This is a genomic window from Intrasporangium chromatireducens Q5-1, from assembly GCF_000576575.1.
In the GTDB taxonomy this organism is placed as follows: domain Bacteria; phylum Actinomycetota; class Actinomycetes; order Actinomycetales; family Dermatophilaceae; genus Intrasporangium_A; species Intrasporangium_A chromatireducens.
In genome coordinates, this window is record NZ_AWQS01000094.1 from 1 (window position 1) to 15,009 (window position 15,009).

Genomic DNA, 15,009 nt, shown 5'->3' on the forward strand with positions numbered 1-15,009 from the left:
GGAGGGACCGGAGCCGCAGGGAAGGATGGGGGCGTGACGGAGAAACAGAGCCCAGGAGTCCTCGTCCTGGCGGCCACCCCCATCGGCGACCCGCGGGATGCCGCCCCCCGGCTCGCCGACGAGCTGCGCACCGCCGACGTCATCGCCGCCGAGGACACCCGCCGGCTCAAGCGGCTGCTGAGCGAGCTCGCGGTCACCCCGACGGGCAGGGTGCTCAGCTATCACGAGCACAACGAGGCCTCTCGCACGCCCGAGCTCGTCGAGCGGCTCGACGCCGGAGACCGTGTCGTCGTCGTCACCGACGCGGGCATGCCGTCCGTGTCCGACCCCGGCTACCGCCTCGTCGCCGCCGCGATCGAGCACGACGTCCGCGTCACCTGCGTGCCCGGCCCGAGTGCCGTCCTCATGGCGCTCGCCGTGTCCGGCCTGCCGGTCGACCGCTTCTGCTTCGAGGGCTTTCTGCCCCGCAAGGCGGGCGAGCGATCCCGTGCCCTGGCTGAGCTGGCGGATGAGCGCCGCACGATGGTCTTCTTCGAGGCGCCGCACCGGCTCGGCGAGACGCTGGCCGCGATGCGTGAGGCCTTCGGCGCGGACCGCACCGCCGCGGTCTGCCGTGAGCTGACGAAGACCTACGAGGAGGTCCGCCGTGGGGACCTCGCCCGGCTCGTCGACTGGGCGGCCGAGGGCGTCCGGGGCGAGATCACCGTGGTCGTGGCCGGCGCGGCACCCGCCGCACCCGACGTCGCGAGCGAGCTGAGCGGCATACGGGAGCGGGTGGCGGCAGGGGAGCGGCTCAAGGACGTGTGCGCGGACGTCGCCGCTCGGACGGGGCTGTCGAAGAAGGCGCTCTACGACGCCGCCCTTGTGAGACCCACCGAGGTGGGGTAAGGGTGGAAGCGGCCGGCCGCTCCGGCCGGTCACACGACGAACCGAGGAGTGACGATGGCAACCACCCGCACAGCGTCCGCCCACTGGGAAGGCACCCTCTTCGAGGGCAGCGGCACGGCGCGGCTCGAGACGTCCGGAGCCGGACAGTTCGACGTCAGCTGGGCCGCCCGAGCAGAGCAGGCGGGTGGCAAGACGAGCCCGGAGGAGCTCATCGCCGCGGCGCACGCCACGTGCTACGCAATGCAGCTGTCGAACATGCTCGCGCAGGCGGGCCACCCGGCCGAGAGCCTCGACACGACCGCGTCAGTCGACTTCGCGCCGCCGAGCATCACCGGAATCACCTTGACGGTAAAGGGAAATGTCCCCGGGATGAGCGCCGAGGACTTCAAGAAGACCGCCGAGGAGGCCAAGGAGCAGTGCCCGGTGAGCAAGGCGCTGCAGGCCGTCCCGATCAAGCTCGAGGTGCAGAGCTGATCCGTATGCCGCTCAGCTGAGCCCTGCTGTCCCTCAGCTCCCGCTCGGGCGCAGTGTTCGGGCTTGAACACTGCGTTCGGCGGCGCGGGCGGCGGCCCTAGGATCGGGGACCATGAGCAAAGTCCTGTCTGCCGTCGCCTGGCCGTACACCAACGGCCCGCGCCACATCGGCCACGTGGCCGGGTTCGGCGTGCCCTCCGACGTCTTCAGCCGCTACATGCGGATGGCGGGCCACGACGTGCTCATGGTCTCCGGCACCGACGAGCACGGCACGCCGATCCTCGTCCTCGCCGACCAGGAAGGCCTCACGCCGATGGAGGTCGCCGACAAGTACAACCGGGTCATCGCGACCGACCTGACCGACCTCGGTCTGTCCTACGACCTGTTCACCCGCACGACGACGGCGAACCACTACGCCGTCGCCCAGGAGCTGTTCACCGGCGACTGGCGCAACGGCTACATGCTCGAGGAGACGACCCGCGGGGCGATCAGCCCGTCGACGGGGCGCACGCTGCCCGACCGCTACATCGAGGGGACGTGTCCGATCTGCGGCTTCCCCGAGGCCCGTGGCGACCAGTGCGACAACTGCGGCAACCAGCTCGACCCGACCGACCTGATCAACCCGCGGAGCAAGATCAACGGCGAGACGCCCGAGTTCGTCGAGACGCAGCACTTCTTCCTCGACCTGCCCGCCCTCGCCGACGCGCTGGGCGAGTGGCTCGACGAGCGCGAGGCCTCAGGGACGTGGCGCCCCAACGTCATCAAGTTCGCCAAGAACCTCCTCGAGGACGTCCGGCCGCGGGCGATGACGCGCGACCTCGACTGGGGCATCCCGGTGCCGATCGAGGGCTGGCGCGACCAGCCGCACAAGCGGTTCTACGTCTGGTTCGACGCGGTCGTCGGCTACCTCTCGGCCTCGATCGAGTGGGCGCGACGGATCGGCGACCCCGAGCGGTGGCGGGAGTGGTGGGATGCCACGCAGGACGACCCGCCAGTGAGCTACTACTTCCAGGGCAAGGACAACATCACCTTCCACGCCCAGATCTGGCCGGCCGAGCTGCTCGCCTACGCCGGCAAGGGGGCCAAGGGCGGCGAGCCCGGCGAGTACGGCGTGCTCGCCCTGCCCACCGAGGTCGTCGCGTCGGAGTTCATGACAATGGAGGGCCGGCAGTTCTCGACGTCGCGCGGGCACGTCATCTATGTGCGCGACGTGCTCGACCGATACGGGCCGGACCCGCTGCGCTACTTCATCTGCGCCGCCGGCCCGGAGAACCAGGACAGCGACTTCACCTGGGCCGAGTTCGTCCAGCGCAACAACTCCGAGCTCGTCGCGGGATGGGGCAACCTCGTCAACCGCACCGCCTCGATGATCGCCAAGAACTTCGGCGAGATCCCGCCGGCCGGCGCCCTCGAGCCCGTCGACGAGGCGCTGCTCACCTCGGTCCGCACCGGGTTCGAGACGGTCGGGCGGCTCATCGAGCGGCAGCGCTTCAAGCAGGGCATCGGCGAGGTGATGCGGATCGTCGGCGAGGCGAACAAGTACGTCGCCGACACCGAGCCGTTCAAGCTCAAAGGCGAGGACCAGCGCGAGCGCCTCGGCACCGTGCTGCACGTCCTCGCCCAGGCCGTGAGCGACCTCAACACGATGACGGCGCCGTTCCTGCCCCACGGCGCGAACCGGGTCCACCGCGTCCTGGGTGGCGAGGGGGACTTCATCCCGATGCCGCGGCTCGACGAGGTCACCGACCTCGACAACGGCAAGCCGTACCCGATCATCACCGGCGACTACTCCGAGACCCCAGCGTGGGAGTCGCGGCCGGTCACCGTCGGGACGCCGATCGGCAAGCCGACCCCGGTCTTCACGAAGTTCGACCCGTCCGTCGTCGACGAGGAGATCGCCCGGATGCGGGGCGAGCACGAGGAGGTCACCGGCGAGCCGGAGGACGAGCGGGACGACGAGCCGGACGACGGCCCTGGTGACGAGTCGGAGGGGCCGGGGGGCGAGGCGGGGCAGGCGTGAGCCCCCACTCCTCCTCCGGGCGCCGGGGGCTGCCCGACGCCCCGGAACGGCTGCCCATCGACGCCGTCGACAACCACGCCCACCTCGACATCACCCGCGAGGGCGACGAGCCGTTCCCGGTCGAGGAGGCGGTGGCCCGGGCGCGGTCGGTCGGGGTCACCCGGCTGGTCCAGGTCGGCTGCGACCTCGACGGCATCGCGTTCACGATGGACGTCATCGACCGGTTCCCCGAGATCGTCGGCGCGATCGCCCTGCACCCGAGCGAGATTCCCAAGCTGGCCGACGTGGGCGAGCTGACAGCGGCATACGAGACGATGGAGCGGCACGCCACCCACCCGCGCATCCGCGCCATCGGGGAGACCGGCCTCGACTACTACTGGACCGGTCCGGAGGGGCGGGCCGTCCAGCAGGACGCGTTCCGGTGGCACATCGACCTCGCAAAGCGGACCGGCAAGGCGCTGCAGATCCACGACCGTGATGCGCACGAGGACATCCTGCGGATCCTCACGGAGGAGGGCGCACCGGAGCGCACCGTGCTGCACTGCTTCTCCGGCGACATCGCGATGGCTCGCGAGTGCGTGGCTCGGGGCTACTTCCTCTCCTTTGCGGGAACGGTCACATTCAAGAACGCCAGGGGACTGCGTGATGCCCTGAGCGTCACGCCCCTCGAGCAGGTCCTCGTCGAGACCGACGCCCCCTACCTCACGCCCATGCCGCACCGAGGGTCGACGAACGCAAGCTACTTGGTGCCATTGACGATTCGCGCCATGGCCGGCGTGTTCGGAGTTGACGTGCCGACCCTGTGCCGGGCGGTCTCCGACAACTCGGAGCGCGTCTACGGCCCGTGGTCCTGAGGGCGGTGAAGCCCGTTCGGTGGGCGACCAGCGCCGTGACCTGAACTTGACCTTTTGACGACTGGCCTGTTTCTCTGGATGACCGTTGGCCGGTTGCCCACCCCGCATCGGCCGCTCATCGAGGGCTGTCGGCAGCGACGCCGGGATCCCCTCCGAGCGGTGGACGAGAGCGCGTGGGCACTCGGGGAGTACGACGTTCGGAGAGTTTTGATCTCACGCAGGATGCAGGTCATCGCGGCGGCAGGCGCAGCGGTCCTCCTCACCACCGGTGGGGTGGCCGGGGCGCAGCTCGACAAGGCGGTCACCCTGAAGGTGGACGGGAAACCCGCTGCGGCGCACGTCTTCGGCAGCACCGTCGGCGACCTGCTCGACTCGGAAGGGATCACCCTGGCGAGCGGCGACGTCGTCTCGCCGGCCGAGGGCGCGGCCCTGCACGACGGTGACGTCGTGACGGTCAGCTACGCGCGGCCGGTGACCATCACCATCGACGGCAAGACCCAGCAGATCCGCACGACGGAGACGACGGTCGACGGCGTCCTCGAGGCGCTCGGCGTCCGCACGCCCGGCGCGAAGCTGTCGGTCTCTCGCTCGCAGAGCATCGGCCGGGCGGGACTCGCCCTGTCGATCACGACGCCGAAGAGCCTCACGGTGGTCGCGGACGGCAAGACGACCAAGCGCACGGTGGCGGCCGCGACGGTCTCCGACGCGCTCGCGCAGCTCGGGGTCAAGGTCGGCGACAAGGACCAGCTCGCCCCGGCAGCGGACACCGTGCTGACCGACGGCGCCAAGATCGTCGTCAAGCGCGTCACGACGAAGCGCACGACGAGGACCGAGCCGGTCGCCTACCAGACCGTGCGGACCAAGTCGAAGGACCTGTTCACCGACCAGACGAAGGTCAAGACCGCCGGTCGGGCCGGGGAGCGGACCCTCACCCTGGAGCAGACCCTCGTCGACGGCAAGGTGACCGCGACGAAGCAGGTCGCCTCGGAGGTCACCAGAGAGGCCGTCGACCGCGTGCTGCTCGTCGGGACGAAGTCGCGCCCCGCGCCGACGACGACGAGCTCGGGCGGGTCGAGCTCGGCCGGGTCGAGCTCCGGCGGTGGGATCAACCTCGCTCGTGCCGCGATGTGGGACAGCGTCGCCGCGTGCGAGTCCGGCGGCAACTGGCACATCAACACCGGCAACGGCTACTACGGCGGGCTGCAGTTCTCGGCGAGCACCTGGCTCGCCTACGGCGGCGGTGACTTCGCCTCCCGGGCCGACCTCGCCAGCCGCGAGCAGCAGATCACCGTCGCGAACCGGGTGTATGCGGACAACGGCCTGTCGCAGTGGGGCTGCAAAGCCTGAGGAATCCCGCTCGAGCGTGCAGGAATCCCGATCGAGCGTGCAGGAATCCCGATCGAGCGTGCACCAATCCCGGTCGAGGGTGCAGGTTGCTGCGCCCTCGCTCGCGAGAATTGCGCTCTCGATCGGTCGGTGACGGCTGGCAATAGGGTGGGGCCATGACCTCGGCCCCGGACTCCGCGCTGCTCGGTCCGGCGGAGATCCGTCGGCTCGCGGCCCGGCTCGAGATCCGGCCGACGAAGCAGTGGGGCCAGAACTTCGTCGTCGACGCCAACACGGTCCGCAAGATCGTGAGGGTGGCCGGTGTCGGGCCCGAGGACGTCGTCGTCGAGGTCGGCCCGGGCCTGGGGAGCCTGACCCTCGCCCTGCTGCCCGTCGTCCGGCACGTCACCGCGATCGAGGTCGACCCCCGCCTCGCCGAGGCCCTCGCGGGCACGGTGGCCGAGCTGCAGCCGGAGCACGTCGACAAGCTGCGGCTCGTCGCGGCCGACGCGCTCACCGTCACGTCCCTGCCCAAACCGCGGCCGACGGCCCTCGTCGCGAACCTGCCCTACAACATCTCCGTGCCGGTCGTGCTCTCCTTCCTCGAGCGGTTCCCGAGCATCGAGCGGGTCCTCGTCATGGTCCAGCTCGAGGTTGCCGAGCGGCTCGCCGCCAAACCGGGGAACAAGACCTACGGCGTGCCGAGCCTCAAGGCGGCGTGGTACGCCGACGTCGAGCTGGCCGGGCGGGTCGGGCGCAACGTCTTCTGGCCGGCACCCAACGTCGACTCCGGCCTCGTCTCCCTCGTCCGTCGGGAGCCCCCGACGACGAGCGCCTCCCGCGAGGAGGTCTTCCGCTGCATCGACGCGGCGTTCCTCCAGCGGCGCAAGTCGCTCCGCCAGGCCCTCGCGCCGTGGGCCGGCTCGCCCGAGGCTGCCGAGGCCGCCCTGGTGGCCGCCGGTATCGACCCGAGGACCCGCGGTGAGCAGCTCGACATCGCCGCCTTCGCCCGGATCGCCGAGGCCCGCGCCGCGGCGACTCGGCCCGAGGCGCGCATAAGGTAACGGCATGACGACCGTCTCGACGCTCCCCGAGGTCGTGACCGTGCGCGCCCCCGCCAAGGTCAACCTCGAGCTGCGCGTCGGGCCACGCCGGGCCGACGGCTACCACGGCCTCGCAACGGTCTTCCAGGCCGTGTCCCTCCACGACGAGGTGAGCGTCTCGCGGTCCGACGAGTGGCAGGTCGTCGCCGCCGGGCACTACGCCGACCTCATCCCGAGCGGCACCGACAACATCGCGGTCCGGGCGGCCCAGCTCGTCGCGGAGCGCGGCGGCATCGACGAGGCACTGACGATTCGGATCGACAAGGACATCCCGGTCGCGGGAGGCATGGCGGGCGGCTCCGCGGACGCCGCGGCGACCCTCCTGGCTTGCGACCAGCTCTGGGGGCTCGCCCTCGACCGCGACGAGCTGAGCGAGCTCGCCGCCGAGCTCGGCAGCGACGTCCCGTTCCCGCTCCTCGGTGGCAACCTCATGGGGTCGGGGCGCGGCGAGCAGCTGACCCCGGTCCTGGCCCGGGGGAGTTTCAACTGGGTCTTCGCAGTCAGCGGCACGGGCCTGTCGACGCCCGAGGTGTACGCCGAGATCGACCGGCTCCGCGCCGACGCCGACGTGCCCGAGCCCCGCGTGAGCGCCCGGCTCATGGCCGCGCTGCGCCGGGGCGACGCCGAGGCGCTCGGCTCGGCGCTCGCCAACGACCTGCAGGACGCCGCGTTCTCGCTGCGGCCCGAGCTGCGCGAGCTGTGCGAGGCCGGGGTCGACTTCGGGGCCCTCGGCGCGATCGTGTCGGGCTCGGGCCCGACCGTCGCCTTCCTCACCGCGAGCCACGAGGCCGCCCTCGACCTGTCCGTCTCGCTGTCCGCCGCGGCCCTGTGCCGGGACATCCGCCGCGCGAAAGGGCCGGTCCACGGCGCCCACGTCGTGCCCGCCCCCCGCACCCCGGTTTGAGGTCGTTGCGCCATCACCTCCGCCACCGGAACACCTCACCCGAAAGTACGTATGGCCAACCTCATCACCCTCGACGGCGTCTCCCTCGTCTTCGGCACGACCCACGTCCTCGACGACGTCAGCATCGGGGTCCTCACCGGTGACCGGATCGGCATCGTCGGTGTCAACGGCGGCGGCAAGTCGACGCTGCTCCGCGTCATGGCGCGGCTGCAGGAGCCGGACGAGGGCCGGATCGCCAAGCAGGGCGGCGAGGGCGGCATCCGGGTCGGCATGCTCGCCCAGGACGACGCGCTCGACCCGGCCTGGACCGTGCGGGAGGCGGTCCTCGGCGACCGCCCCGAGCACGTCTGGGCCGGTGACCCGCGGATCCGCGATGTCCTGACCGGGCTCCTCGGCGGGATCGAGGGCCAGGGTGTCGGCGGCCTCGACACCCTGGTCGGCCCGAAGTCGGGCGGCGAGCGGCGCCGGCTCGCCCTCGCGCGGCTGCTCGTCGACGACCCGGAGCTGCTCCTGCTCGATGAGCCGACCAACCATCTCGACGTCGAGGGTGTCGCCTGGCTCGCCGACCACCTGACCCACCACCGGCCCCGCCCCGACAACGCGACGGTCGCGATCACCCACGACCGGTGGTTCCTCGACGCGTACGCGACGCTCACCTGGGAGGTCGAGGGCGGGCACGTCAGTGCCTTCGAGGGCGGGTATGCCGCTTACGTCCTCGCGAAGGCCGAGCGCGACCGCCTCGCCGGTGTCGTCGCCGACCGCCGGGCGAACCTCATGCGCAAGGAGCTTGCCTGGCTCCGGCGTGGCGCCCCGGCGCGCACGAGCAAGCCGAAGTTCCGCATCGAGGCGGCCAACGCCCTCATCAGCGACGAGCCGGCCCCGCGCAACGCCGTCGAGCTGACGGCGTTCGCGACGAAGCGGCTCGGCAAGGACGTCATCGACCTCGAGGACGTCACCGTCGTGCTCGGTGAGCCGCCGGAGCAGCGCACCATCCTCGACCGCGTCACGTGGCGCCTCGCGCCGGGCGAGCGGGTGGGCCTCGTCGGCGTCAACGGTGCCGGCAAGTCGACTCTCCTCCGGGCGCTCACCGGCGAGCAGCCCCTGACGGCCGGGCGGCGCAAGGTCGGCAAGACGGTGCACATCGCCCACCTGACCCAGGAGGTGCGCGAGCTCGACCGCTTCACCGACTGGCGCGTCATCGAGGCGATCGAGGACGTGCGCCAGTGGACGACGCTCGGCGGCAAGGAGATCAGCGCCTCGCAGCTCGCGACGCGGCTCGGGTTCCCCGGTGGTCGACAGCAGGCCCGCGTCCGGGACCTGTCCGGAGGCGAGCGCCGCCGGCTCCAGCTGACCCGGCTGCTCCTCGGCGAGCCGAACGTCCTCATCCTCGACGAGCCGACGAACGACCTCGACATCGAGACCCTCACGTCCCTCGAGGACGTCCTCGACGGGTGGGCCGGCACGCTCGTCGTCGTCAGCCACGACCGCTACCTGCTCGAGCGGGTCTGCGACCACGAGTTCGCCCTGCTCGGCGACGGGAAGCTGCGCGACCTGCCCGGTGGCGTCGAGGAGTACCTGCGGGTACGGCACGCGGCCACGTCCCGAACGGACGGTATGCCGCCCAGCCAGCTCAGCGGCATACCGTCTCCTGACGCTCCGGCCGGGGCGCCCAGCCCGGCCGAGCAGCGGGAGGCGCGCAAGGCGATGGCGCGGATCGAGAAGCAGTTGGCGCGGCTATCGGAGCGCGAGGAGCGGCTGCACGCGGACATGGCAGAGAAGGCGACCGACCCGACCGCACTCGCCGACCTCACCGCGAGGCTGCAGGACGTCGTCGCCGAGCGGGACCAGCTCGAGGCGGAGTGGCTCGAGGCGGCGGAGCTCGTCGGCTGAGCGTGCCCCCGCCGCCGCGGTACGGCGGGGGCACGCGTCCGGCTACCGGTTGTCGACGGCCGTCAGGTTGACCTTGACGTTCTGCCCGAGCCACAGCTGGGTCAGGACGTAGACCGACCCGGGCGGGATGACCGACGACTCGTCGGCGGCCGACGTCGCCGACTCGCCGACCAGCTGGCAGGAGCTGTCGAGGAAGTAGAGGTCGAGGTCGTGGCCCACGACCGGGTCGCTCGTGCCCTTGACGGTGACGGAGTGCAGCCCGTCGGAGAATCCTGCGGGCAGCTTGGTCGCCCACGCGTCGACGCCCTGTGAGGCGGGCGGGAACACACAGGTCGTGTTGAGCTCGGTGCCCGTGACGCCGAAGACGTTCGCGAGTCCGGTCGGGTCACCGGCGGCGGGGTTGCCGGTCGTGATGGTGCCGCTGTCGGTGGACGGCTCGTCGGGCGCGACGGTGCCGTTCTCGACACGGGTGCCCGTCCCGAAGGCCTCGATCTCCGCGACCTGGGCGTAGGTCGTCGTGTCGCCCTGGACCGAGTCGATGAAGAACCGCAGGTAGGCGGCCTTCGTCGGCTTGTCGAGGGTGAACGTGCGGTAGTTGAGGTCCGGCGCCGCCGGTCGGGGCACCTCGTAGCCGAAAGAACCGGTCCGGACCGTCGTCCACGTGACACCGTCGGTCGACGCCTGCACGGTGAAGTCCTTCAGGGCCGAGAATCTCGCGCCGTTGGTTGCCTTGAAGGCGCTGACCCGGACCGACGTGACGGTGGCCGGAGCCGCGAGCCTGACGGTGACCCGCTCGTCCGGGCCGGCGTTGTAGGCCGCCGAGCCCTGCTTCGTCGACCAGACCGACCCGGCCGTGTCGTCGAGGGCGAACTTCGCGGGCGAGCCGTCGTCCTGGTTGGAGACGGACACCACCTGGGCGCCGGCGTTGACCGACATGAGGTTGGGGGCGAGCTTGATGGTGCGCGCGGCGTTCTTGCCCGCCGAGATCGAGAGCCCCTCGATCGTCTGGGTGCCGAAGCCGGGGGCCTGGATCGTGAGCGGGTAGGTTCCCGCCACGGCCTTGATCGATGCGCCGCCGGACGAACCGGTCCGCACGAGCGCGGAGACCCGGGCCTCGTAGCGGCCGAGGATGACGCGCGCACCAGAGATCGGCTGGCCCGTCGTCGCGTTGACGAGGGTCAGCGCGACGGTCCCGTTGCGGGCAGCAGCCGGGTGGTCGAAGGCGGGTGTCGGGTCGGTGTCGTCACCCGTCGCCGACACGGCCGATGCCCCGGCGCCCCGCTTGGCGAAGACGCTCCAGATCAGGTCGGTGTCCTCGCCGTGGTAGCGGTCGAGGTCGGCGGCGAGGATGCCGTCACGGGCGTCGAGGAAGGACGGGTTCGGTGCGGTGAGCGGCATCCCGTCGGTGACGAGTCGGGCGGCCCGCTCGCCGCCCGCCGATGCGCCGTACCGGGCGACGAGGGCCTTGCGCAGGTCCCACAGCATGGTTGTCCAGATCTCGCCGTCGGCGTGCACCTCCGGGCCGGTCAGGTCGTAGCCGATGTCGCCAAAGGTCGTCGGGTTGTCGTTGTAGTCGTAGTTGCGGATGCCCCGGGTGCTGTTGCCCGTCACGTAGTCACCGACGACGGCTCGAGTGCTCTCCAGACTGGACTCATAGGCGTGGTTGAGGGCGTACCAGTCGGACCAGCCCTCGCCCATCGACCCGGCCTGCTGGGAGGCGAGCGCACTGCCCCCGGCGACGTAGCGGTTGGACAGGCCGTGGGTGTACTCGTGCTGGACGACCGACATGTCGAACGACCCGTCGCGGTAGCGCCCCTCGAAGGCGTCGTTGATCGGCTCCCAGAGGAACATCCCGCTCCAGGGGGCGATGCCGTCGTCGAGCGTGAGCATGTAGGCGTTGTCGCGGCCGGTGTAGGTCGGGGACCCGCCCGAGGTGGCGCCCGCCTGGACGAGGCCGCGGATGGCGTCGCCGCCGAGGCCGCCCTTGTCGCCGTTGTCCGTCTGGAAGTTGCCGGCGGTCTCGGTGAAGCCGAGCCGGTAGTACTCGTCGTGGATCCGGTTGTGGTGGTAGAAGAGGTTCGTCGCCGCCGGGTTGAGGTCCGAAGCATAGGACGGCGGCACCGTCTGACCGTTCGTCGCCGCCCACTGGTTGGTGTAGACGTAGTCGAAGTGCCCGTCCGGCGCGACGGGCCGGGGCGCGTTGTCGACGGGGGCGATGAAGTTGGACCAGTTTGCGTAGCTGTCGGCGTTGTTGCCGAGCGTCGTCACGCCGGTGCCGACGGCCCCGGTCAGGTCCACCCAGCCCTTCGGTGACTCGGCGGTCGGACCGAACGAAACCTGCTGGGGCTGGCCGCCCTGCGCCGCTCCCGGGTAGTTGTCGTAGACGGTGCCGTGCGGGTCGTCGAACTGCACCACGCTCGTGCGGAACAGCACGGTGCCCGTCGTTCCGTCGACGACCGTCTCCCAGGCCTCGGTCTGGCTCTTGACGAAGAAGACCTTGTACGCGGCCACCGGTCCGTCCTTCGTCGGGAAGACGACACGGCGGGCGTAGCCGGGCCCGGCGAACGGACCAGGGTCGAACGTCGTGAAGCCGGCCTGGGAGCCGGTCGCCTTCGGCACGAAGGCGACCCCCGGTGCGAGGGCTGCCGCCTCCTTCGCGAGCGCGCCGGCCTCGCCGAGCACCCAAGCGGACCTGAGCCGCTCCCCGGGAGCCAGCTCAGCGGCATACGAGAGGATCCGACCGTCCTTGGTGACTGCGACCGTCGCGCGCCCACCTCGTGCCGCGGGCGCTCCGCCGATCGTCTGGACGAAGGTGACGACGTGCGTGCCGGTGCCGGGCAGCGTGTGGTCTCGTGCCACGGACAGGGCGCCCACCTGGGCAGAGGTGAGGCCGTATGCCGCTGGGCTGGCGGCGAGCCACGCGCGGGCCACGTCGACGGGGGAGCCGGCAGTGGGACCGGTGAGATAACCGTCCGAGTGCAGGGTCCGCAGGGTGCCGAAGCGCGGGTCCCAGGTCGCCCGGGTCCCCGGCCCCGAGGCGGTGATGAGGCGCGCCACCGCATCGCGGGCGGCGGTCGTCGGGACGAGGGCCGTCGTGACGGCGCGCGTGTCGAGGGTGCGTGTGAGGTCGGAGAGGGTGTCGGGCAGGGACGGCAGCGCGATGGCGGCGGTCGGGGTGGAGGACGCGGCGGCGAGGGGTGCCGCGGCGAGCGGGGCGCCGGCCGCCACTGTGGCGACGGACAGGCTGAGCGCGAGGACCTGCTTGCGTGTGAGGCTCAAGGGTGCTCCTTTGCACGGTTGGGCTGCTGCCTCATCCTGATGCGGAGCTCGCGGTCCGGCAATTTGAAAAATGTCGGGCCGCGCTCGACCCCGAAAGTATCTTGATATCAAGATACTTTCGGGCCATGGAGATGTTTCTGCACCACGTCCAGGTGTCCGGGCCGGCCGGCTGCGAGGACCGGATGCGCGCGTTCTACGTCGCGGTGCTCGGGATGAGCGAGGTGGACAAGCCGGAGCTGCTCCGCCCGCGCGGCGGCGCCTGGTTCCGGGCGGGCGGCGCCGAGATCCACGTCGGCATCGAGGACGACTTCCGTCCCGCGCGCAAGGCGCACCCCGGCATCGCCGTGGCCGACGTCGACGCGCTCGCGGGCGCGGTCGCGGCGTCCGGGGCCCCCGTCACCTGGGACGACAAGATTCCCGGGCTGCGCCGGTTCCACACGAGCGACCCGGTGGGCAACCGGCTCGAGTTCCAGCAGGCCGCGTCCTGACCCCCGTGCGCTCCGGGTCGATGTATTTCCGCGGCCCAGGAGCCGCGCTGATACATCGACCCGCGGGTCAGGCGAGGGCTCAGGCGGGGTCGCGGGCCTCGAGCGGCGCGAGCAGCCGCCGCAGGAGGGCGGCGAGGTCACGCTGGTCGCCGGTCGACAGGTCGGTGAGCATCGACTTCTCCTGCACGATGAGCTCGGCCATCGCCTGGTCGACCACCTCGCGGCCGGTGTCGGTGAGCCGGACGAGCACGCCGCGCCGGTCGCCCGGGTCGGGGCGCCGCTCGACGAGGCCGCGCCGCTCGAGCCGGTCGACCCGGTTGGTCATCGTGCCGCTCGTGACGAGCGTCTGCTGGACGAGCTGTCCGGGGGAGAGCTCGTACGGCGCCCCGGCGCGCCGCAGGGCCGACAGGACGTCGAACGCCCAACCCTCGAGGTCCTGCTCGGAGAAGGCGGACCCTCGGGCGAGGTCGAGCCGCCTGGCCAGCCGCGAGACGCGGGAGAGGACCTCGAGGGGTGCCACGTCGAGGTCGGGACGCTCACGGCGCCAGGCCGCGAGGATCTCGTCGACGTCGTCGTGCGCCCGGTTCATGAGCCCACTCTAGTGCCGTCAAGACTCTTGATATCGAAAGAAAGGAGCGACATGTCGCACAGCGCCGATGCGAGGTGGAGTCCGGAGCAGTACCAGCGGTTCGCCGACCACCGCGGCCGCCCGATGCAGGACCTCCTCGCCCGGGTCGGAGCCACACATCCGCGCGTCGTCGTCGACCTGGGCTGCGGGCCCGGCGACCAGACCCTGACGCTCGCCGACCGGTGGCCCGGTGCGCGCGTCATCGGCATCGACAGCTCCCCGGAGATGCTCGCCAAGGCGCGCGCCCTCGACGCGGAGGGTCGGGTCGAGTGGGTGGAGGCGAGCGCGGAGGAGTGGGACCCGCGCATGTTCGGCGGGTCGGTCGACGTCCTCGTCACCAACGCGACCCTGCAGTGGGTGCCCACGCACCTGCGCCTCATCCCCGCGTGGGTGGCCGCCCTCGCGCCCCGAGGCACCTTCGCGATGCAGGTGCCGTCGAACTTCGGCGCGCCGTCGCACCGTCTGATGCGCGAGGTGGCCGCCCGTCATCCGCGTGCCGCTGACCTGCGACCGGGGCTCGACCGTGCCGCCGCCGTCGCGCTGCCGGAGACGTATGCCGCTCTCCTGCTCGGCCTCACCCCGGACGTCGACGTGTGGGAGACGACCTACCAGCAGGTGCTCCCGGCGGCCGACGGTGCGGCCCATCCGGTCCTCGAGTGGGTCCGGTCGACGGGGCTGCGCCCCGTGCTCGGCGTCCTCGGGGAGGGGCCAGAGCGGGACGAGTTCCTCGAGGCGTATGCCGCTGAGCTCGAGAGTGCCTATCCGCGGCGGCCGTTCGGCGTGCTCTTCCCCTTCTCCCGGATCTTCGCCGTCGCCCGGACCGAGCGCCGCTGAGCGGTCCAGGCGGCATGCGGGCGGGCCCAGGCGGCATGCGGGCGGGTCAAAAGAATTTCCCGAAAGTCGCGGAAACCTCGTCATGATCCGGTCAGCGGCCCGTCATACAAGTGACGGACCACGGTGGCCCCGCATCGTCAGGGGAGGGGTACCAACGGGCTCGCGACAAGCCCGTGGCCGTCCCCGGACTCGGTCTTCCGGGTGGTTTCGTGGAGGGGACCACTCGGAAGACCGGGCCGTAGCCCGTGGGCGACGCTCTTGGGCGATTTGTCCATACTCTCGACTCCACCGCGCCCTAATGAGAGTTACCGGTTCGGCCCG

At 71.4% G+C, this 15,009-nt stretch carries 12 protein-coding genes; 10 read left to right on the top strand and 2 right to left on the bottom strand.

The genetic code is table 11. From position 1 onward, the window contains the following. Positions 1-33: 33 nt before the first annotated feature. The 8 genes from rsmI (at position 34) to N864_RS12095 (ending at position 9,459) form a co-directional block, all read left to right on the top strand. On the top strand, positions 34-888 hold the full coding sequence (rsmI, locus tag N864_RS12060) for a 16S rRNA (cytidine(1402)-2'-O)-methyltransferase (protein WP_034716981.1): 855 nt from the start codon (positions 34-36) through the stop codon (positions 886-888). 54 nt (positions 889-942) lie between these two features. Then, complete coding sequence (locus N864_RS12065) at positions 943-1,362, top strand: OsmC family peroxiredoxin (protein WP_034716983.1); 420 nt, start codon at positions 943-945, stop codon at positions 1,360-1,362. A gap of 112 nt (positions 1,363-1,474) precedes the next feature. Then, positions 1,475-3,382 (top strand): methionine--tRNA ligase, encoded by a 1,908-nt coding sequence (gene metG, locus N864_RS12070; RefSeq protein WP_081793759.1) that lies wholly within the window; start codon positions 1,475-1,477, stop codon positions 3,380-3,382. After that, positions 3,379-4,236, top strand: a complete 858-nt coding sequence (locus N864_RS12075) for a TatD family hydrolase (protein ID WP_051518505.1) — start codon at positions 3,379-3,381, stop codon at positions 4,234-4,236. The genes metG and N864_RS12075 overlap by 4 nt, the downstream gene beginning before the upstream one ends. 159 nt (positions 4,237-4,395) lie before the next feature. Continuing rightward, positions 4,396-5,583: a resuscitation-promoting factor gene (locus N864_RS26250; RefSeq protein WP_034716985.1), complete on the top strand. Its 1,188-nt coding sequence runs from the start codon at positions 4,396-4,398 to the stop codon at positions 5,581-5,583. Positions 5,584-5,738: 155 nt separating this feature from the next. Then, positions 5,739-6,626 carry a 16S rRNA (adenine(1518)-N(6)/adenine(1519)-N(6))-dimethyltransferase RsmA gene (gene rsmA, locus N864_RS12085; protein WP_034716987.1) on the top strand — a complete coding sequence of 296 codons (888 nt, stop codon included), beginning with the start codon at positions 5,739-5,741 and terminating at the stop codon, positions 6,624-6,626. Positions 6,627-6,630: 4 nt separating this feature from the next. Then, the gene (locus N864_RS12090; protein ID WP_034716989.1) at positions 6,631-7,569 is read left to right on the top strand and encodes a 4-(cytidine 5'-diphospho)-2-C-methyl-D-erythritol kinase; all 939 of its coding nucleotides are present in this window, start codon (positions 6,631-6,633) and stop codon (positions 7,567-7,569) included. Positions 7,570-7,620: 51 nt separating this feature from the next. Continuing rightward, a complete protein-coding gene (locus N864_RS12095) occupies positions 7,621-9,459 on the top strand; it encodes an ABC-F family ATP-binding cassette domain-containing protein (protein WP_034716991.1) in 1,839 nt (612 codons plus the stop codon). 42 nt (positions 9,460-9,501) lie between these two features. On the opposite strand, the gene N864_RS12100 is transcribed toward N864_RS12095, so the two are convergent. Continuing rightward, on the bottom strand, positions 9,502-12,738 hold the full coding sequence (locus N864_RS12100; protein ID WP_034716992.1) for a M36 family metallopeptidase: 3,237 nt from the start codon (positions 12,736-12,738) through the stop codon (positions 9,502-9,504). Positions 12,739-12,863: 125 nt separating this feature from the next. Here N864_RS12100 and N864_RS12105 point away from each other — a divergent pair, with 125 nt between their 5' ends. Then, positions 12,864-13,226, top strand: a complete 363-nt coding sequence (locus N864_RS12105; protein WP_034716995.1) for a VOC family protein — start codon at positions 12,864-12,866, stop codon at positions 13,224-13,226. Positions 13,227-13,305: 79 nt separating this feature from the next. On the opposite strand, the gene N864_RS12110 is transcribed toward N864_RS12105, so the two are convergent. Then, a complete protein-coding gene (locus N864_RS12110; protein WP_034716997.1) occupies positions 13,306-13,815 on the bottom strand; it encodes a MarR family winged helix-turn-helix transcriptional regulator in 510 nt (169 codons plus the stop codon). A gap of 51 nt (positions 13,816-13,866) precedes the next feature. On the opposite strand from N864_RS12110, the gene N864_RS12115 reads away from it, so the two are divergent. Continuing rightward, positions 13,867-14,688 carry a methyltransferase domain-containing protein gene (locus N864_RS12115; RefSeq protein WP_034717000.1) on the top strand — a complete coding sequence of 274 codons (822 nt, stop codon included), beginning with the start codon at positions 13,867-13,869 and terminating at the stop codon, positions 14,686-14,688. Positions 14,689-15,009: the final 321 nt, after the last annotated feature.

What these genes read in the sequence shown, in the direction of transcription:
- N864_RS12065 (WP_034716983.1), top strand. Translation starts at nt 943, where the DNA reads ATGGCAACCACCCGCACAGCGTCCGCCCACTGGGAAGGCACCCTCTTC.
- metG (WP_081793759.1), top strand. Translation starts at nt 1,475, where the DNA reads ATGAGCAAAGTCCTGTCTGCCGTCGCCTGGCCGTACACCAACGGCCCG.
- rsmA (WP_034716987.1), top strand. Translation starts at nt 5,739, where the DNA reads ATGACCTCGGCCCCGGACTCCGCGCTGCTCGGTCCGGCGGAGATCCGT.
- N864_RS12090 (WP_034716989.1), top strand. Translation starts at nt 6,631, where the DNA reads ATGACGACCGTCTCGACGCTCCCCGAGGTCGTGACCGTGCGCGCCCCC.
- N864_RS12095 (WP_034716991.1), top strand. Translation starts at nt 7,621, where the DNA reads ATGGCCAACCTCATCACCCTCGACGGCGTCTCCCTCGTCTTCGGCACG.
- N864_RS12105 (WP_034716995.1), top strand. Translation starts at nt 12,864, where the DNA reads ATGGAGATGTTTCTGCACCACGTCCAGGTGTCCGGGCCGGCCGGCTGC.
- N864_RS12110 (WP_034716997.1), bottom strand. Translation starts at nt 13,815, where the DNA reads ATGAACCGGGCGCACGACGACGTCGACGAGATCCTCGCGGCCTGGCGC.
- N864_RS12115 (WP_034717000.1), top strand. Translation starts at nt 13,867, where the DNA reads ATGTCGCACAGCGCCGATGCGAGGTGGAGTCCGGAGCAGTACCAGCGG.